This window comes from Tepidimonas sp. (assembly GCF_046292505.1).
Taxonomy (GTDB): Bacteria; Pseudomonadota; Gammaproteobacteria; order Burkholderiales; family Burkholderiaceae_C; genus Tepidimonas.
Genome location: NZ_JBKBQX010000002.1, coordinates 107,811 through 126,146, shown reverse-complemented (window position 1 = coordinate 126,146; position 18,336 = coordinate 107,811). Strand labels below are relative to the sequence as shown.

The 18,336-nt window shown below is 71.3% G+C and carries 19 protein-coding genes; 12 read left to right on the top strand and 7 right to left on the bottom strand.

Annotated features, from left to right (window positions below; genetic code table 11):
- Position 1: 1 nt before the first annotated feature.
- A complete protein-coding gene (gene ugpQ, locus ACK4TH_RS02095; RefSeq protein ID WP_409621968.1) occupies positions 2 to 784 on the top strand; it encodes a glycerophosphodiester phosphodiesterase in 783 nt (260 codons plus the stop codon).
- Here the strand turns inward: ugpQ and mnmH are convergent.
- Positions 781 to 1,845: a tRNA 2-selenouridine(34) synthase MnmH gene (mnmH, locus tag ACK4TH_RS02090; protein WP_409621965.1), complete on the bottom strand. Its 1,065-nt coding sequence runs from the start codon at positions 1,843 to 1,845 to the stop codon at positions 781 to 783. The genes ugpQ and mnmH overlap by 4 nt on opposite strands.
- 41 nt (positions 1,846 to 1,886) lie before the next feature.
- On the opposite strand from mnmH, the gene selD reads away from it, so the two are divergent.
- Positions 1,887 to 2,963 (top strand): selenide, water dikinase SelD, encoded by a 1,077-nt coding sequence (gene selD, locus ACK4TH_RS02085; protein ID WP_409621962.1) that lies wholly within the window; start codon positions 1,887 to 1,889, stop codon positions 2,961 to 2,963.
- A gap of 12 nt (positions 2,964 to 2,975) precedes the next feature.
- Here the strand turns inward: selD and ACK4TH_RS02080 are convergent, their stop codons facing one another.
- Entirely contained in the window at positions 2,976 to 3,938 is a 963-nt protein-coding gene (locus ACK4TH_RS02080) for a metal ABC transporter solute-binding protein, Zn/Mn family (protein WP_409621959.1), read from the bottom strand.
- A gap of 91 nt (positions 3,939 to 4,029) precedes the next feature.
- Here ACK4TH_RS02080 and ACK4TH_RS02075 point away from each other — a divergent pair, with 91 nt between their 5' ends.
- Positions 4,030 to 4,536 (top strand): Fur family transcriptional regulator, encoded by a 507-nt coding sequence (locus tag ACK4TH_RS02075; RefSeq protein WP_409621956.1) that lies wholly within the window; start codon positions 4,030 to 4,032, stop codon positions 4,534 to 4,536.
- A 36-nt stretch (positions 4,537 to 4,572) separates the two neighbouring features.
- Here ACK4TH_RS02075 and ACK4TH_RS02070 read toward each other — a convergent pair whose 3' ends face one another.
- Positions 4,573 to 5,037, bottom strand: coding sequence for a rhodanese-like domain-containing protein (locus ACK4TH_RS02070; protein WP_409621953.1), 465 nt, complete (start codon positions 5,035 to 5,037; stop codon positions 4,573 to 4,575).
- A 65-nt stretch (positions 5,038 to 5,102) separates the two neighbouring features.
- Complete coding sequence (gene glmS / locus ACK4TH_RS02065; RefSeq protein ID WP_409621950.1) at positions 5,103 to 7,043, bottom strand: glutamine--fructose-6-phosphate transaminase (isomerizing); 1,941 nt, start codon at positions 7,041 to 7,043, stop codon at positions 5,103 to 5,105.
- 127 nt (positions 7,044 to 7,170) lie between these two features.
- On the opposite strand from glmS, the gene ACK4TH_RS02060 reads away from it, so the two are divergent.
- Together ACK4TH_RS02060 and ACK4TH_RS02055 are read left to right on the top strand one after the other, a co-directional pair.
- Positions 7,171 to 7,716: an Lrp/AsnC family transcriptional regulator gene (locus tag ACK4TH_RS02060; RefSeq protein WP_409621947.1), complete on the top strand. Its 546-nt coding sequence runs from the start codon at positions 7,171 to 7,173 to the stop codon at positions 7,714 to 7,716.
- 38 nt (positions 7,717 to 7,754) lie between these two features.
- The gene (locus tag ACK4TH_RS02055; RefSeq protein WP_409621944.1) at positions 7,755 to 8,213 is read left to right on the top strand and encodes an SH3 domain-containing protein; all 459 of its coding nucleotides are present in this window, start codon (positions 7,755 to 7,757) and stop codon (positions 8,211 to 8,213) included.
- 30 nt (positions 8,214 to 8,243) lie between these two features.
- Here ACK4TH_RS02055 and glmU read toward each other — a convergent pair whose 3' ends face one another.
- Positions 8,244 to 9,650, bottom strand: coding sequence for a bifunctional UDP-N-acetylglucosamine diphosphorylase/glucosamine-1-phosphate N-acetyltransferase GlmU (gene glmU, locus ACK4TH_RS02050; RefSeq protein ID WP_409621941.1), 1,407 nt, complete (start codon positions 9,648 to 9,650; stop codon positions 8,244 to 8,246).
- 139 nt (positions 9,651 to 9,789) lie between these two features.
- On the opposite strand from glmU, the gene ACK4TH_RS02045 reads away from it, so the two are divergent.
- The 3 genes from ACK4TH_RS02045 to ACK4TH_RS02035 are packed head-to-tail and all read left to right on the top strand — an operon-like array spanning position 9,790 to position 12,505.
- Positions 9,790 to 10,719 (top strand): ketopantoate reductase family protein, encoded by a 930-nt coding sequence (locus ACK4TH_RS02045; protein ID WP_409621938.1) that lies wholly within the window; start codon positions 9,790 to 9,792, stop codon positions 10,717 to 10,719.
- 54 nt (positions 10,720 to 10,773) lie between these two features.
- Positions 10,774 to 11,622, top strand: coding sequence for a formyltetrahydrofolate deformylase (gene purU, locus ACK4TH_RS02040; protein ID WP_409621935.1), 849 nt, complete (start codon positions 10,774 to 10,776; stop codon positions 11,620 to 11,622).
- 13 nt (positions 11,623 to 11,635) lie between these two features.
- Entirely contained in the window at positions 11,636 to 12,505 is an 870-nt protein-coding gene (locus ACK4TH_RS02035) for a LysR substrate-binding domain-containing protein (RefSeq protein WP_409621932.1), read from the top strand.
- 40 nt (positions 12,506 to 12,545) lie between these two features.
- On the opposite strand, the gene ACK4TH_RS02030 is transcribed toward ACK4TH_RS02035, so the two are convergent.
- Positions 12,546 to 12,971, bottom strand: coding sequence for an Hsp20/alpha crystallin family protein (locus tag ACK4TH_RS02030; protein WP_409621929.1), 426 nt, complete (start codon positions 12,969 to 12,971; stop codon positions 12,546 to 12,548).
- A 220-nt stretch (positions 12,972 to 13,191) separates the two neighbouring features.
- Here ACK4TH_RS02030 and ACK4TH_RS02025 point away from each other — a divergent pair, with 220 nt between their 5' ends.
- From ACK4TH_RS02025 to ACK4TH_RS02010, 4 genes are all read left to right on the top strand, one after another.
- On the top strand, positions 13,192 to 14,691 hold the full coding sequence (locus ACK4TH_RS02025; protein WP_409621926.1) for an FAD-linked oxidase C-terminal domain-containing protein: 1,500 nt from the start codon (positions 13,192 to 13,194) through the stop codon (positions 14,689 to 14,691).
- Between the two features lie 87 nt (positions 14,692 to 14,778).
- Entirely contained in the window at positions 14,779 to 16,542 is a 1,764-nt protein-coding gene (locus tag ACK4TH_RS02020; protein ID WP_409621923.1) for a sensor histidine kinase, read from the top strand.
- A 42-nt stretch (positions 16,543 to 16,584) separates the two neighbouring features.
- Positions 16,585 to 17,520 carry a delta(1)-pyrroline-2-carboxylate reductase family protein gene (locus ACK4TH_RS02015; protein WP_409621920.1) on the top strand — a complete coding sequence of 312 codons (936 nt, stop codon included), beginning with the start codon at positions 16,585 to 16,587 and terminating at the stop codon, positions 17,518 to 17,520.
- A 31-nt stretch (positions 17,521 to 17,551) separates the two neighbouring features.
- The gene (locus ACK4TH_RS02010) at positions 17,552 to 17,896 is read left to right on the top strand and encodes a RidA family protein (RefSeq protein ID WP_409621916.1); all 345 of its coding nucleotides are present in this window, start codon (positions 17,552 to 17,554) and stop codon (positions 17,894 to 17,896) included.
- Positions 17,897 to 17,903: 7 nt separating this feature from the next.
- Here ACK4TH_RS02010 and ACK4TH_RS02005 read toward each other — a convergent pair whose 3' ends face one another.
- On the bottom strand, positions 17,904 to 18,323 hold the full coding sequence (locus ACK4TH_RS02005) for an Lrp/AsnC family transcriptional regulator (protein WP_409621913.1): 420 nt from the start codon (positions 18,321 to 18,323) through the stop codon (positions 17,904 to 17,906).
- Positions 18,324 to 18,336: the final 13 nt, after the last annotated feature.

Sequence of the window (18,336 nt, the reverse complement as noted above, 5' to 3'; positions counted from 1 at the left end):
GATGGACCGCACCGACGCCGATGGCCTTTTTCCGCGCTGGATCGCGCACCGCGGCGCCGGCAAGCTCGCGCCCGAGAACACCCTGGCCGCCTTCGAGCTCGGCTGGCGGCTGGGCTGGCGCGCCTTCGAGTGCGACGTCAAGCTCTCCGCCGACGGGGTGCCGTTCCTGCTGCACGACGCGACGCTGGAGCGCACCACCAACGGCCACGGCGCCGCCGGTGCGCGCACCTGGGACGAGCTGGCGCGCCTGGACGCGGGCGGCTGGCACAGTCCGGCCTACGCCGGCGAGCCGCTGCTGCGGCTGGATCGCCTGGCCGAGTGGGCGCTGCCACGCGGCGCCTGGCTGAATCTGGAAATCAAACCCAGCCCCGGCACCGAAGCCGCCACGGGCGCCGCGATGGCGCGCGCCGTCGAGGCGCTGTGGCGCGCGCACGGCGCTGGCGAGTCGGGCGGGCCGGCGTGGCCGCTGCTGACCTCGTTTCAACCCGCTGCGCTGCAGGCGGCGCAGGCCGCCGCGCCGCACCTGCCGCTCGGGCTGCTGTTGGACCATCTGTGGCCGGGCTGCTGGGCGGTGGCGCGCGGCCTGGGCTGCGTGGCGGTGGTGCTGAACCACGGGCTGTGGACCGCCGCACTGCTGGCCGAGCAGCGCGCCGCCGGTTGGCGGACGCTCACCTACACCGTCAACGACGCCACCCGTGCCGAGGCACTGCTGGGCTGGGGGCTGGATGGGCTCATCACCGACCGGGTCGATGCGCTCGGCCCCGGTCAGCCAGCCACGGCCTAAACCGCGACGGGTGCGCAGACTGTCGCGTGCAGCCGCGCGGCCGCCTCCGCCAACGCCCCGTCGTCCAGAGCGGGCAGTTCCAGCACCGTGATTCGGGCACCGTCCGCGCGCAGGTGACGTCGGTACAGTGGGTCGTAATGGTGGGTCATCAGCTCCGCAAACAGCTCGGGCAATCGCCCCGCCTGCGCCCACGCCTGCCAGCGGGCCAGCGTGTCGTTGGATTGCAGGCCGCGCAGCGCCGAAAGGCGCAACGCCAACGCCTGGGGATCGCGCCCCAGCCAGGCATAGTCCTGCAGCACCAGCGCCAGCCGAGCGGCGAAGGGCGCCTCCACTTGCACGCGGGGGGCACGCTGCAGCGCGGCGGTCATCGCCTCGGGCAGCTGCACGGCGCCGATCTTGCGGCTTTCGGCCTCTACCCACACCGGCCGCACGGGATCGAAATGTCGCAGCGCATCGACCAGCGCGGTATCGAAGGCCTTCTGGCTGGGCTGCGGCTGCCCGTCGGGCCACGCACCCAGGATGGAGCCGCGGTGGCGCGCCAGCGCCTCCAGATCCAACACCTGCGCGCCCTGCGCGGCCAGGGCCTGCAGCAGCCGCGTCTTGCCGCTGCCGGTCGGGCCGGCGATCACGCGCCAGTCCAGCGTCGGCGGCAGGGCGTCGAGCTGCCCCAACACCCAACGCCGATAGCCTTTGTACCCCCCTTGCAACTGCGCCGCCGCCCAACCGATCTGGCGCAGCCACAAGGCAAAGGCGCCGCTGCGCTGCCCGCCGCGCCAGCAGTACACCAGCGGGCGCCAGCGGGCCGGCCGGTCCTGCATGACCGCCTCGATGTGGCGGGCGATGTTGCGCGCCACCCAGGCCCCGCCGATGCGCCGGGCTTCGAAGGCGCCGGTCTGTTTGTACAGTGTGCCGACGATGCGGCGCTCCTCGTCGTCGAGCACCGGCAGGTTGATTGCGCCGGGCAGGTGGTCGAGCGCAAACTCCGCCGGGCTGCGGGCATCGATCAGCGTGTCGAACGCACCGATCTGGTCCAGGGTGACAATATCCGGTTTGGCGGCCATGACGAGGCTGCAAATACTGCCGTACGGCACATGGGACGACGATGAACACCGAGACGCGTGACCCGAACCGACTGACCGCCTGGGCCCACGGGGGCGGCTGCGGCTGCAAGATCGCCCCGGCGGTGCTGCAGCGGCTGTTGGCCCAGATACCGCCGCACCTGGCGCCCCCCGAGCTGCTGGTGGGCACGGCCACCAGCGACGATGCCGCAGTCTACCGCCTGCGCGACGATCTGGCTCTGGTGGCCACCACCGACTTCTTCACCCCGGTGGTGGACGATGCATTCGATTTCGGCGCGATCGCGGCCACCAACGCACTGTCGGACGTGTACGCCATGGGCGGCCAGCCACTGCTCGCGCTGGCGCTGGTGGGCATGCCCATTCAGCAACTGCCGGAGGCGGTCATCGCCCGTGTGCTGGAAGGCGGGGCGGCGGCCTGTCGATCGGCCGGTGTGGTGCTGGCGGGCGGCCACTCCATCGACACCGTAGAGCCGATCTACGGCCTGGCCGCCATCGGCACCGTCCATCCGGACCACATCCAGACCAATGCGGGTGCGCAGCCGGGCGATCTGCTGGTGCTGGGCAAGCCACTGGGGGTGGGGGTGCTGTCGGCCGCCCTCAAAAAGGGGCTGCTGCACGCCGATGGCTACGCACAAATGCGGCGCTGGACCACGCTGCTCAACCGCGCCGGGGCGGTGCTCGGGCCCCTGCCTGGGGTGCATGCCATGACCGATGTGACCGGCTTCGGGCTCGCCGGCCATCTGCTGGAGATGTGCCGTCCTGCCGGCCTGCTGGCCACCGTGGACAGCACGGCCCTGCCCGTGCTCGAGGTCAGCCGCGCGCTGGTGCAGCAGGGCATTGCGACCGGCGCATCGGGCCGCAACTGGGCGAGCTACGGCGAAGCGGTGGACCTGTCGGCCGTGCCCGAGGGCGACCGCGCCTTGTGGCAAACCCTGGTGACCGACCCGCAAACCAGCGGTGGCCTGCTGGTGGCGTGCGCGCCGCAGGCGCTGGAAGCGGTGCAGGCCGCGTTCGTGCAGGCGCAGGGGCAGCCGGGCTGGGTGATCGGACGGCTGCAAGCCGCCCCCGCGGGGACGGCGCCCGGCCTGCGCCTGCGCTGACCCCACCCGGGTTCAGCGCGCCGCGCCCTGGATCGCCTCCACCATGGCGCGGGTGTTGTGGCGCATCAGCGCCAGATAGTCCGGCGCAGGCCCGCCTGCCGGGGACAGCGCATCCACATACAAGGCGATCGGCGACGGGCGTACCCCCGTCTCGCGCGCGATCTGCTCGACCAGCCGGGGATCGGCCAGCCGCTCCACGAAAATGGCGCGCACCTGCTCGCGTTGAATCTGGCGGATCAGCCGCGCCACCCCCGCCGCCGACGGCTGGCTGTCGGTGGACACCCCCTGCGCGGGCAGTATGCGTACCCCGTACGCGCGGGCGTAGTAGCCCAGCGCATCGTGCGAGGTGACCACCTTGCGCTGCGCGGGCGGGATCGCGGCCCAGGCCTCGCGGATCTCCCGGTCCAGCGCCTCCAGCGCCTGGGTGTAGGTGGCGGCACGCGCCCGGTAGTGCTCGCAGTCGGCCGCATCCGCGGCACACAGAGCCTGGGCGATGCGCTGCACATAGCCCATGGTTCGCCGCACATCCTGCCAAGCGTGGGGGTCAGCCTCGCCGTGGGCGTGACCGTGCGCATGGCCATGGTCGTGGCCAGCCGCCTTCAGCGGCTCCATCCCATCCGTCACGCGCACCACGGCGCCGCGGTAGGCGGCGTTGCGCAGCAGGCGCTCCATCCAGCCCTCGAAGCCCAGTCCGTTGAGCACCACCAGCCGGGCAGCGGCCACCCGCCGCACGTCCGCCGGCGACGGTTGGAACACATGCGCATCGGCGTCGGGGCCCACCAGCGCATCCACCTGCACCCGATCGCCCCCCACCTGACGCACCAAGTCGGCCAGAATACTGAAGCTGGCGACGACGGGCAAAGCCGCCTCCGCCCGGGCCGCCGAGACCCCCGCCAGCATCGACGCGACCGCCCCACCGGCCCAGCGCATCAGCGCGCGCCGCGACCACCTCTCGACACCCACGAATTGCGACATGCACACGCTCCTTCGACCCACCGGCCGCGACGGCCGGCGGCGTTGACAGATAATGATGAGCGCCCGATCATAATGCAACATTGTGGCGTTTATGACCGACTCCCTGCCCACTCCCCTGGCGGACCGCCTGCGCGCGCACGGCCTGCGGCTGAGCCGTGCGACCCGGGCTGCCGTGGCCCTGCTGGCCCAGCCCCCGCGCCGTGTCTGGCGCCACGCCACCCTCCAGCAGGCGCTGGGAACGCAGGGAATCGCGGTGGACCGCGTCACGCTGTATCGGCTGCTGGAGCGCCTGCATGCCGCTGGCTTGGTGCGCTGCCTGGCAGGCGACGACCCCCAGCAGCGCGCGCGGGCCTGGGTCTGGTGCGACGGCGACCCGCACCCCGCGCTGCATGCGGTCTGGGCGTGCGACGCCTGCCACCGCCGACTGGATCTGGACGAACTGCCCGAGGCGCTGCAGCAAGCCGCGCATCTGTGGCAGGCGCAACTCGAGGCGCTGGGACACCAGGGGGCGCGGCTGGACCTCGCCTGGCATGGCATCTGCCGGGACTGTGCCCCCAGCGATTCCGCCCCGGGCGCGACAAGGCCCACCGCTCCCTGAGAGAACGACCGGCCCCCGCCCGCGGACAGCAGCGAATCAGTGGCGCGCGGGCGCCACGGCCTTCGCGGCGGCGTCGAATCCGCCCTTGGCCTTCCATTCCTCCATGCCGCCCTGGAGGATGCGCGCATTGTCCCACCCCGCCACCCGCAGCGCAAAGCCCGCCTGCGCCGACAGGGAGCCGGTGTTGCAGTAGATCAGCACCATGCGGTCGCGGGGGATTTCGCTGCGGCGCGCCAGCACTTGGCGCCACTCCATGTGGATCGCACCGGGGATGTGCCCCTTGGCGTATTGGGCGGCATCCCGGGCGTCGATGACCAGAATGCGGGACCACTCCTCCTTGGGAATCTGCTCGGCAAAGATCACCCCGCCACCGTAGTCGACGAAGTCCAGGTAGGCCGCCATCTCGTCGATCACGGCGGCCTTGTCGTCGGCGTAGGCCGCGGGGGCCAGTGTCAGACTGCCCACCAGGGCAGCGGTAAGGACATAGGGGCGCAGGGGCATGTGGGCTCTCGATTCAATCCGTTTATCAGCACGGATGGATATCGTAACCCCGGCCGCGCTCCCACCTACTCCACCGTCACGCTCTTGGCCAGGTTGCGCGGCTTGTCCACGTCGGTGCCGCGCAGGCAGGCGGTGTGGTAGGCCAGCAGCTGCAGCGGCACCACGTGCAGGATCGGGCTCAGGTCCCCGTAGTGCTCCGGCATGCGGATGACGTGCAGGCCCTCGCCGCTGGCGATGCGCGTGTCGGCGTCGGCCAGCACGTAGAGCACGCCGCCGCGCGCGCGCACCTCCTGCATGTTGCTTTTCAGCTTCTCCAGCAGCGCGTCGTTGGGCGCCACCGTCACCACCGGCATCGCACCGGTCACCAGGGCCAGCGGCCCGTGCTTGAGTTCCCCCGCCGGGTAGCCCTCGGCGTGGATGTAGCTGATTTCCTTGAGCTTGAGCGCCCCCTCCAGCGCGATCGGGTAATGCGGCCCGCGGCCGAGGAACAGCGCGTGCTCCTTGGCGGCGAAGTCCTCGGCCCAGCGGATGATTTGCGGCTCCAGCGCCAGCACCGCCTGCAGCGCCGCCGGCAGGTGGCGCAGCGCGCGCAGGTGGCGCGCCTCGTCCTCGGGGCTTAGGCGCCCCTTGGCCTGCGCCAGCACGAGCGTCAGCAGGAACAGCGCCGCCAGTTGCGTCGTGAACGCCTTGGTGCTGGCCACGCCGATCTCCACCCCGGCGCGCGTGACGTAGGCCAGCTCGCACTCGCGCACCATGGCGCTGGTGGCGACGTTGCAGATCGCCAGCGTCTGGCGCATGCCCAGCGCCTGCGCATGGCGCAGCGCCGCCAGCGTGTCGGCGGTCTCGCCGCTTTGGCTGACCCCCACCACCAGCGTGCGCGGATCCGGGACGCTCGTGCGGTAGCGGTATTCGCTGGCGATCTCCACCACCGTGGGCACGCCGGCGATCGCCTCCAGCCAGTAGCGCGCCACGCAGCCGGCGTAGTGGCTGGTGCCGCAGGCCAGGATCAGCACGCGGTCGATGTCGGCCAAGACGCGCCAGGCCGCGCGCGAGCGGATGCCGTGGTCGTCGAACAGCTCCGGCACGATGCCCTCCACGCCCTCCAGCGTGTCGGCCAGCGCGCGCGGCTGCTCGAAGATCTCCTTCTGCATGTAGTGGCGGTAGGGGCCCAGCGCCACGTCCTGGCTGCCCACCTGCACGGTCCTGACCGGGCGTGCGGCGCTGTCCAGGGTACGCCCGTCCGCCCCCACGATACGGTAGCGCCCCAGCGCCACATCGACCAGATCCCCCTCCGCCAAAAATACGATGCGGTCGGTGACGCCCGCCAGCGCCAGCGCATCGCTGGCCACGTACTGGGCGGCCGGGCCGTTCGCCGCGGCGCCAAGGCCCAGCACCAGCGGCGAGCCGGCACGCGCCCCCACCAGCCGCTGCGGCTCGTCGTGGTGCAGCACCGCAATCGCATACGCCCCATGCAGGCGGGCCGTGGCCGCGCGCACCGCCTCCAGCAAATCGCCGTCGTACAGGCTGTCGATCAGGTGCGCGATGACCTCGGTGTCGGTCTGGCTCTCGAACACATAGCCGCGCGCCTGCAGCTCGGCACGCAGTTCGTCGTGGTTTTCGATGATGCCGTTGTGCACCAGCGCCACGCGCGCCGGCCGTTCGCCCGCGCGCACCCCGGGCCCGTGGCTGACGTGCGGATGCGCATTGGCCGTGGTGGGCGCGCCATGCGTCGCCCAGCGCGTGTGGGCGATGCCCGTGGCCGCGCGCAGCCCCTCGGCTTGTACCTGCGCGCGCAGCTCGGCCACCCGCGCGGTGCTGCGCGCGCGCGTCAGCCCGCGGGCCGCCGCCTCGGCCGGCGTCATCCGCCCCATGGCATCCGCCAATGGCGCGCCCCGGTGCACGGCCAGCCCGCAGGAGTCATACCCGCGGTACTCCAGCCGCTGCAGGCCTTGCACCAGCACCCCCACCACATCGGTGGTGCCCACCGCCCCGACGATTCCACACATCGATCAGCCCTCCGCTTCGTGTCGTGCCAAGGCGGTAGCGTACGGATTCGATCGGGTCATGGGTTTACATTTTTTGGTTTATGACGTAATTTTCTTGCAATCTCTATTCATAGTGGAATAATTTTCCATGAACAGTATTTTTTCAACTGATTTTTCCGTCGACGAACGGGATCTGCACCTGCTGGACGCCCTGCAAACCGACGCGGCGCAACCCCTGAGCGCCCTCGCCGCGCGCTGCGGCGTCTCCGCGCCCACGGTACTGAGGCGCGTGCGCCGCCTGGAAGCAGCGGGCCTGATCGAGCGCCGCGTCGCCATCCTGCAGCCCGAGCGGCTGGCCGCGGTGCTGGGCGAGGGGCTGACCGCCATCGTCGAGATCGGCCTGGAGCGCCAAGGCGATGAGCACTTGCACGCCTTCGAGGCCCGCGCCGTGGCCGAGCCCGCGGTGCAACAGTGCTACCGCGTCAGCGCCGGCCCGGACTTCGTGCTGGTGGTGGCGGCGCGCGACATGGCCGACTACCATGCGCTGGCGCAGCGCCTGTTCACCGAGCAGGGCAATGTGCGCCAGGTCAAGGCCTACTTCAGCGTGCGGCGCAGCAAGTTCGATCCGCGGCTGCCGCTGCCCGCCGTGCCGCCCCGCAAGGGGGCAGACAAGCCACCGGCCGCTGGCGTATGATTTTTTCATCGCTCCTTCGTCACGAGAGGAACCGCCGCATGGTCCCCGTCCCCCCTGCCGTCGCGCGTGTCCTCGCGCTGCTGACCCTGGCGGCCTGCGCCCTGGGCGCCCAGGCCCAGGAGCTGGTCAGCGTGCGCAGCCCGGTCGTCAACCTGCGCGCGACCCCCGGCACCGAGGGCGAAGTCCTCTGGCAAGTGCGGCGCGGCTACCCCCTACAGGTGCTGCAGCGCCAGGGCGACTGGATCCGGGTGCGCGACTTCGAGGGCGACGAAGGCTGGGTCGCAGCGCGCGTGACCGGCGACGAGCGCCACCACGTGGTCCGGGCCCGCACCCTCAACCTGCGCAGTGGCCCGGGGCTGGAGTGGCAGGTGGTGGGCATGGCGCACTATGGCGACGTGCTGGCCACCGTCCGGCGACAGGGCGACTGGGTGCAGTTGCGCGCACCGGACGGCAGCGGCACGGTCTGGGCGGCGAGCGAGCACCTCTGGGGCTGGTGAACCGCCAGAGGCCCCTTCGCCGCTCCCCCATCAGTCGGCCGATTTGGTCGGCCGCCGCCAATTGGGCACCGTCACCGCCTTGGCACGGACCACCGTCAGCGCGCCCGCGGGTGTGTCCTTGGTCACCGTGCTGCCCGCGCCCACCGTGCCGCCCGCCCCCAGCGTCACCGGGGCGACCAGCACGCAGTTGCTGCCGACATGCACATCGGCCTCGATGACCGTGCGGTGTTTGCGCGCGCCGTCGTAATTGGCGGTGATGCTGCCCGCCCCGTAGTTGACCCGCTCGCCCACCGTGGCATCGCCCAGATAGGCCAGGTGGTTGGCCTTGGCGCCGGCGGCCAGGGTGGCGTTCTTCACCTCCACGAAATTACCGATGTGCACCTCGGGCCCCAGCCAGGCGCCCGGACGCAGCCGCGCAAACGGCCCCACCCGGGCCTGCGTCCCGACCACGACGCCCGCGCCTGCGCCGTCGATGTGCGTGAAGGGCTCGATGACGGCACCCGCGTCCACCGTAGCATGGGCGATCACGCAGTTGGCGCCCACCCGAACACCATCACCGAGCACGACGCGGCCCTCGAACACGCAGTTGACATCGATCTCGACATCCTGGCCGCACACCAACTCCCCGCGCACATCCAGCCGGGCCGGGTCGGCCAGCCGCACGCCCTGCGCCATCAGCGTCTGGGCCACGCGGTGCTGGTGGGCGCGCTCCAGCGCCGCCAGTTGGGCCGGGCTGTTGACCCCCGCCACCTGCAGCGCGTCGTCGATGCGGTGGGCCACCACGGGCACGCCATCGGCCACCGCGTGACGCACCACGTCGGTCAGGTAGAACTCCCCCTGCGCGTTGCGGTCGTCCAAGCGGGCCAGCCAGGCGCGCAGGCGCGCCGTGGGCGCCGCCAGAATGCCGCTGTACACCTCGGTGATGCGGCGCTGCGCATCGCTGGCGTCCTTTTCCTCGACGATGGCGCGCACGGCCCCCGACTCGTCGCGCACGACACGGCCATAACCGTGCGGATCGGCCAAATCCACCGTGAGCAGCGCCAGCGCGTCGGGGCCGCCCGCGCGCTGGGCCGCCAGCAGTGCCGCCAGGGTGTCCGGGTGCGTCAGCGGCACGTCCCCGGACAACACCAGCGTGACGCCATCGTCCGCCAGCAGCGGCATGGCCTGTTGAACGGCGTGCCCAGTGCCCCGTTGCGGCTCCTGCCGCACCGCTTGCCACGGCTGCCCGTCGGCCAGCGCGGGCAGCGCCGCCTCGACCGCCTCGGCCCCGTGGCCCGTCACCACCACGGTGCGGCGCGCCGACAGCCCTTGCGCCATCCCCAGCACATGGGCCAGCAACGGTCGGCCGGCCAAGCGCTGCAGCACCTTGGGCAGGGCGCTCTTCATGCGCGTGCCCTTGCCAGCGGCCAGAATGACGACGTCCACGGGACGGGGCATGGAATTCCTCCTGAAGGGTCATGGGGTGTCGGGCACCGATTATCCGCCCCCGCGGTGCTACGCTATGGGCAGCCGCCGCGCCGGGCGCGACGGTGCCTACCCCGCCACTCCGCCCTTGGCCACCCCCGTGCGATGCCCTATGACGACTGTAGCCCCGACTGAGCCCCTGCCCCGCTTTGCCGTCTTTGGCGCCGGTGCCGTCGGCAGCTACTACGGCGCCATGCTGGCGCGCGCCGGCGTGCCGGTGGTGCTGATCGGCCGTCCGGCCCACGTCCAGGCCATGCGCGCGCATGGGCTGCGGCTGCAGACCGCCGTCTTCGACGAGCGCATCACCGTGCACGCCGACACGGACGCCGCGGCCACGGCGGGTGCGGACGTGGTGTTGGTGTGCGTCAAATCCGGCGACACCGAAGCGGCGGGGGCTGCGCTGCGCCCCCACCTGGGCCCGCAGACCGCGGTGCTCAGCCTGCAAAACGGTGTGGACAACGCCGAGCGGCTGGCGCGTGTGCTGGGAAGGCCGGTGGCACCGGTGGCGGTGTATGTGGCCGCGGGGCTGGAAGGCCCGGGCCATGTGCGCCACCACGGCCGCGGGGATCTGGTGCTGGCGCCGTTCCCACAGGCCGCGCGCGTGCAGGCGGCGCTCGAGCGGGCCGGTGTGCCGACCACCGTCTCGGACGCGGTGCCGCAGGCGCTGTGGACCAAGCTGGTGGTCAATTGCGCGTTCAATGCCCTGTCCGCGATCACCGCCCGACCCTACGGGTGGCTGTGGGCGCAGGCCGGCGTGACGGAGATGCTGCGCCAAGTGGTGCGCGAATGCGTGGCGGTGGCAGCAGCCGATGGCATCGCGCTGGATGCCGCTGCACTGGATGCGGACGTCGAGCGGATTGCGCAGAGCATGGCCACCCAAATGTCGTCCACCGCGCGCGACCTGCTGCGCGGCCACCCGACCGAGATCGACCACCTCAACGGCCATGTGGTGGCGCGTGCCCGCGCCCACGGCCTGCAGGCACCGGTCAACCACGCGCTGCAAACGCTGGTGCATCTGCTGGAGCAGGGACGCGGCGCTTGAACACCCGAACCCGCCCGCATGGCAAGGGCGGCCAAACTGCGACAATCCGCGACCATGCAAGACACTTACGTACTCACCCTATCCTGTCAGGACAAGCCCGGCATCGTGCACGCCGTCTCGGGCTTTCTGCTGGAGCAGGGCGGCAACATCGAGGAGGCGGCCCAGTTCAACGACCGCGACAGCGGCCGCTTTTTCATGCGCGTGCAATTCACCTGCCCGGGCCACGACGCGCCCACCTTGCGCGCTGCGGTGCAGGCGTTTGGCCAGCAGCACGGCATGGCGTGCAGCCTGCACCCCTGGCACGAGCCGATGCGCACCGTCATCTTCGTCAGCCAGCAGGGCCACTGCCTGAATGACCTGCTGTTCCGCTGGAAAAGCGGCCTGCTGCGGCTGGACATCCGCGCCATCGTCAGCAACCACCGCGACTTTTACCAGCTGGCCGCCGGCTACAACGTGCCGTTCCACCACATCCCGGTGACGGCCGCCACCAAGGCGCAGGCCGAGGCGCGCCAGCTCGACATCATCGAGCAGGAAGGCGCCGAGCTGGTGGTGCTAGCGCGCTACATGCAGATCCTGTCGGACGGCATGTGTCAGCAGCTCGCCGGCCGCGCGATCAACATCCACCACAGCTTTCTGCCCAGCTTCAAGGGCGCCAAGCCCTATTACCAGGCGCACGAGCGCGGCGTCAAACTGATCGGCGCCACCGCGCACTACGTCACCGCCGACCTGGACGAAGGCCCGATCATCGAGCAGGACGTGGCGCGCGTGGACCATGCGATGACGGTGGAGGACCTGACCGCCATCGGCCGCGACACCGAAAGCCAGGTGCTGGCACGCGCGGTCAAGTGGCACAGCGAACACCGCGTGCTGCTCAACGGCCAGCGCACGGTGGTCTTCCGCTGAGCTGGCGCCCACCATGTCCCCCCGCATTCCCCCCATCCAGTGCCTGCTGACCTTCGAAGCGCTGGCGCGCCTGCGCAGCGTCACGCAGGCGGCCGACGAGCTGTGCGTGACACCCAGCGCGGTCAGCCACCGCATCCGGCAGCTGGAAGAGCAGCTCGGCGTCAAGCTGTTTGGACGGGCGGACTTCTCCCTCACCACGGAGGGCAGCGAATACCTGGCCCAGGTGCGCGAGGGGCTGACGGCGCTGCAGCGCTTTCCCAGCCGCAATGCCACCCCCGGGCGGCGCAAGCTGCGGCTGGCGGTGACCCCGACCTTCGCGCGCTCGATCCTGATGCCGCGGCTGCGCCAGTTTGCCGAGGCCTATCCGGAAATCGACCTGACGCTGCAGGTCAGCATCCCGCTGCTGGACGTGGTGGCGGAGGACGCCGACCTGACCATCCGCTACGGCACCGGGCGCTACCAGGACGTGGAGTTCACCTGCATCCTGAAGGACGAGGTCACGCCCCTGGCGTCGCCCGCGTTTGCGCGCGAGCATGGGCCGTTCGAGCGGCCGGAGGACCTGGAAGGCGTCCCCCTGCTGCGCAGCCCGCTGGAGCCGTGGCGCACCTGGTTTGCCGCGCACCACCTGGACTGGCCGGAGCCGACGGATGGCTCGCAGTTCAACGACATCGGTCTGATGTGCGACGGCGCCGCCGCCGGCATGGGCGTGGCGCTGGTGCGCCTGAAGCTTGGCGCGCCGTGGCTGGACAACGGCACGCTGGTGCGGCTGTATCCGCACAACGTGCCCAGCCCGCACGCGCACTACCTGTGCTGGCGCGCGGGGGCGATGGAGCGCTGGGAGTGCGCGACGTTTGCCGCCTGGCTCAAGCAGGCGGTGGCCTGAGCGCCGCCACCGGCGCCCCGGCCCGCCGCGCCCGCGCCGCTCACTCGATGCGGATGCGCTTGCCAGCTACCGCGACCTTCTTCGGCAGCGTCAGCGTCAGCACGCCGTTGTCGTACTTGGCGCTGGCAGTCGATTCGTCGACATCACCCGGCAGGGCAAAGCTGCGCGAGATGGCGCCGTAATAGCGCTCGCTGTGCAGCACCTTGTCGCCGTCGCGCTGGGCGTCCTCTTGCTTGACTTCTGCTGCGATGGTGACCAGGTTGTTCTCGACGGACACATGGATGTTGTCCTTGCCCACCCCAGGCATCTCGGCTGAGATCACATAGGCCTGGTCGTTTTCCTTCACATCCACCTTGATCTGCTGCGGCAGCGGCTCGCCGTGCAGCGGTCGCACATAAAACGCCGGGGCCATGTCCCGGAAAAACTCATCGAACAGGCTCATGCGGCGCGGAATCAGGTTGCTCATGCGGCAGTCTCCTTGAAAGTGGAGGGCTTCGACATCGGTCGGGCCCGCCAGCGCCTCCACACCACCGGCACAGGCCCATCGCTCACACCACCAAAAATAGAGGCAGCAGGCCGTCACTTCAAGCCCCACCGCACATGGATTCACGCCACGCTCAAGGATTTTTCAGCCGCGCCGGCGTGTCCTGGCCTACACTGCGGCGACGCGTTTGCTGCCCCCTGTCATGACCGCCCACGACACCCCAGAATCCCGCGCCGTCCGGCGCGCCGACCGCCAGGCCGAGGTGGTGCGCGCCCTGTCGCTGGTGCTGCCGCCCCACGCGCTGCTGTGGACCCCCGAGGACACCACGCCGTATGAGTGCGACGGCCTGACCGCCTACCGGGAGCGGCCGCTGGCAGTGGCCCTGCCGGAGACCGAGGAGCAAGTGCAGGCCATCCTGCGCACCTGCCACTTGCTCAAGGTGCCGGTGGTGGCCCGCGGCGCCGGGACCGGACTGTCCGGTGGCGCGCTGCCCCACCCGCTGGGGGTGACGCTGTCGCTGGCCAAATTCAACCGCATCGTGCAGGTGGATCCGCTGTCGCAGACCGCGGTCGTGCAGGCGGGTGTGCGCAACCTGGCGATCAGCGAGGCCGCCGCACCGCATGGGCTGTACTACGCGCCCGACCCGAGCAGCCAGATCGCCTGCACCATCGGCGGCAATGTGGCGGAAAACTCCGGCGGCGTGCATTGCCTCAAGTACGGCCTGACGCTGCACAACGTGCTGAAGGTGCGCGGCTTCACCATCGAGGGTGAGCCGGTCACGTTTGGCGCGGACGCGCTGGACGCCCCGGGCCTCGATCTGCTGCCGCTGATCGTGGGCTCGGAAGGCATGCTCGCCGTCACGCTGGAGGTGACGGTGCGGCTGACGCCGACGCCGCAGCTCGCGCGCTGCATCATGGCCAGCTTCGACGACGTGCGCAAGGCCGGCGACGCCGTGGCGGCGGTGATCGCGGCCGGCATTATCCCGGCCGGGCTGGAGATGATGGACAAGCCCATGACCGCGGCGGTGGAGGACTTCGTCCACGCCGGCTACGACCTCGAGGCCGAGGCCATCCTGCTGTGCGAATCCGACGGCACGCCCGAGGAGGTGGCCGAGGAGATCGAGCGCATGAGCGCCGTGCTGCGCGAAGCCGGCGCCACGCGCATCGCCGTCAGCCGCGACGAGGCCGAGCGGCTGCGCTTCTGGAGCGGGCGCAAGAACGCCTTTCCGGCCAGCGGGCGCATCAGCCCGGACTACATGTGCATGGACTCCACCATCCCGCGCAAGCGGCTGGCCGACATCCTGGAGGCCATCGCGGCGATGGAGAACAAGTACGGCCTGCGCTGCGCCAACGTGTTCCACGCCGGCGACGGCAACCTGCATCCGCTGATCCTGTTCGACGCCAACGACCCCGACCAGCTTCACCGCGCCGAGGCCTTCGGCGCCGACATTCTGGAGACCAGCGTCGCCATGGGCGGCACCGTGACTGGCGAGCACGGCGTCGGCGTGGAAAAGCTCAACAGCATGTGCGTGCAGTTCAGCCCCGAGGAGCGCGAGCAGATGTTCGCCATCAAACGCGCGTTCGACCCCAACGAACTGCTCAATCCGGGCAAGGTCATCCCGACGCTGCAGCGCTGCGCCGAGTACGGCAAGATGCTGGTGCGGGGCGGGCGGCTGCCGCATCCGGATCTGCCGCGCTTCTGAACGGGCACCGGGCGGCGGCACCCCGCATGCCCAGCGAAACGCCCCGCGCGGTCCGGCGGTACGGGGGCTTGCGCTACAGTTCATGCCATGCAGCCGCTGCCGCGCGACCCTTGGCCCACGCACCTGCCGCCGTCATTCTTCACGGCGCTGGCGGCCGGCTCGGCCAGCGATGCGGGTGCGCACGACGCCGCCGCTGCCTCCCCCCCGTCAGACGCCCTGCTGCGCTTGCTGCATGCCCTACCCGATGGCGTGCTGAGCCTGGACGCCGACCTGCGCTGTCGCCATGCCAACCCCGCCGCGCAACCCCTGCTGCGCCCCCACCTGGCCTGGGACCAGATCGACGGGCTGTCCTGGCACGAGGCCGTGGACGACGACTGGATCGACACCCTGTTGCCCTGGATGGCGCCGGCGCTGCGCGGCGAAGGGGGGCGCATTGCCGTGCAGCGCGACCGCGAGGGCAGCATCACCCACTGGGAACTGACGCTGCTGCCCGACCACGGCGACGCCGGCGTGGCCGGTGTGTTCGTGCTGCTGCGCGACGAGACGGCGCTGCAGCGGCGGCAGGCCGCCCTGCAGGACCAGCAGCACGATCTGCAGCAGCGACTGCAACGGCAGGACGCCCACCTGGCGCTGCAGCAGGCCCGCTGGCAGGCGCTGTCCGACGGGCTGCGCGACGCGGCGATCTTCTTTCTGGACGCGCACGGCGCGATCCAGGATTGGCCGGCCAGCGCCGAACGGCTGCTCGGCTATGCCGCCGAAGCGGTCATTGGCACGCACGGCCCCGACACCCCGCAACGGCCGCACCCGTTGCCCGCGGACGCGGCCCAGGCCCTGGAGCGCGCCAGCCTGCTGGGCCAGAGCGAATCGACCGGTTGGCAACGCCGTGCCGATGGCTCGCGGCTGTGGGCGCACATGGTGTACACAACGCTCACGGGCCCGGACGGCGAGGCGCTGGGCACTGCCTGCCTGGTGCGCGACATGACCGAAATCCACCGGCTGGAAGAGTTGCTGCGCGACCTCAACCAGGCGCTGGAGCGCAAGGTGGAGGAGCGCACCCGGCAACTGCAGGCGGCCAATCAGGACCTGGAGGCGTTTTCGTACTCGGTCTCGCACGACCTGCGCGCCCCGCTGCGGCACATCACCGCCTATGTGCAGTTGCTGCGCGAGGATCTGGGCCAGCCGCTCACCCCCGACGTCGCGGAAGACTTGCACACCATCGAAGAAGCCGCCGCGCACATGGGGCGGCTCATCGAGGGGCTGCTCGCCTTTGCCCGGCTGGGCCGCGCCGAGGTGCAACGGCAGCCCGTGGACATGCTCGACCTGCTGCGCAGCAGCCTCAACCGCGTGCAACACGACCCGGCCCTGCGCCGCGCCGAGGGGGAATGCGAGCTGCACCTGCCCGACGCGCTGCCCACGGTGGAGGGCGACCCGCTGCTGCTGTCGCAGGTCTGGGACAACCTGTTGGGCAACGCCTTCAAGTACAGCCGCCCGCGCCGGCCGGCCATCATCGCCATCGGTGCCGAACGGCGGCCCGGCCCGGACGGCACCCCGGAGGCCGTCTTCTGGGTGCGCGACAACGGCGTGGGCTTCGATGCCGAGCGGGCCGAGCGGCTGTTCGGCGTCTTTCAGCGTCTGCACCGCGCGCAGGACTTCGAGGGCACGGGCATTGGCCTGGCCCTGTGCCGGCGTATCGTCGAGCGCCACGGCGGGCGCATCTGGGCCGATGGGCGCGCCGGCGAAGGCGCCACCTTCGCTTTCGCCCTGCCGCTGCAGCGCCCCACCGCGCCCCCGGCCCACGGTCCGGAACGCGTCCCTGACGCGCCAGCCGCCGACACCCCGCCGGCTGCCTGATCCGCGCATGCTGGCTCACGCTGACCTGCCGCTCGCCGCACCATGGTCCCGCCCACCGCGCTCGACGCCGCTGCCACCGCGGCCGCCCTGCCCTACCCGCGGCTCGCCGACGCCATCGAGGCGCTGCTGCGCGACGACACCGTCACCGTGCCGCCACGGCTGGTGCAGCCGCTGCCGGGCGGCGGCAGCCTGTTCGTCATGCCCGCGGCCGACGCCGCCTTGGCCATCACCAAGCTGATCACTTTCGTGCCCGACAACCCCGCCCACGGCCGCCCCGCCATCCAGGGCGACGTGGTCGTCTTCGACGCACGCAGCGGGGAGCGCCGCGCCGTGCTGGACGGCCCCACCGTCACCGCGCGGCGCACGGCGGCGGTGTCGCTGCTGGCGGCGCGCCATCTGGCGCCGCGCCCGCACGGCCCGCTGCTGATCGTCGGTGCCGGCGTGCAGGGCCGCGCGCATCTGGAAGCCTTCGCAGCCGGACTGGGCGTGCGCGCGGTGCGCATCGCCTCGCGCCGCGCCGCCAGCGCCGACGCGCTCGTGGCCCATGCCCGTGCGCTGGGGCTGGACGCGCAGCGCGTGGACGACGCCGACGCGGCGCTGGCCGACTGCCCGCTGGTGGTCAGCTGCACCACTGCGCAGGCGGTGGCGCTGCGCGCACGGCCGCGCGCCGACGCCTTCGTCGCCGCGGTGGGCGCCTTCACCCCCCGCATGGTGGAGTGGGCGCCCGACGTGTGCCGGCACCTCGCCGCCACCGGCACGCTGGTGGTGGACACGCGCGACGCCGACCACGAGGCCGGCGACCTGCTGCAGGCCGGACTGGACGTGACGGCGCTGCCGACGCTGGCGGACGTGATGCGCGACACGCCGGCCTGGCGGCGCGCGCGCCGCGCGGGCGGGCCGGTGTTCTTCAAGAGCTGCGGCTGGGCCGGCTGGGATCTGGCCGCGGCCCGCTGCGCGCTGGCCACCGCGGCCGGCTGACCCTTCACCCACTTACCCAGGAGAATGCTTCATGGTGCAACGCTTCGACGTCGGACCGCGCCTGTCCGAAATGGCCATTCACAACGGCACGGTCTACCTGGCCGGGCAGGTGCCCGACGATGCGACACAGGACATCGAGGGCCAGACGCGCCAGGTGCTCGGCATGATCGACGCGCTGCTGGCGCGCGCCGGCACCGACAAGACCCGGCTGCTGATGGTGCAGATCTTTCTTGCCGATCTGGCCGACTACGACGGCATGAACCGCGCCTGGGATGCGTGGGTGCCAGCCGGCCACACGCCGCCGCGCGCCACCGTGCAGGCCCGGCTGGCGCGCCCGGAGTGGAAGATCGAAATCGTCGCCACAGCCGCCGTGTGACGGATGCTCAGCGGTAGGTGCGCAGGTGGATGCTGGTCTCGGTGCTGTGGATCCCCTTGATCAGCCGGATGCGCTCGAGGATGTCGGACAGCTCGTTCATCGATAACGCCTCCAACTCGGCCAGCAGGTCCCAGCGGCCGTTGGTGTCGTGCAGCTTGACCACACCGGGCTCGCCCAGCAGGCTGGCGATCACGGCGCGCGTCTGGTTGCCCTCCACCAGCACGCTCATCCAGGCGCGAATGCGCTCGGGCTCGGACTCCGGGCGCAGCCGCACGGTGTAGCCCAGAATCACCTGCGCATCCTCCAGCCGGCGCAGGCGGTTGGTCACCGTGCCGCGCGACACCTTCAGCTTGTGCGCCAGATCGGCGACGCTCAGGCGTGCATTGCGCCGCAGCAGGGCAATCAGGGCCTGATCCAGTTCGTCCATCCCCGCCTCCTAT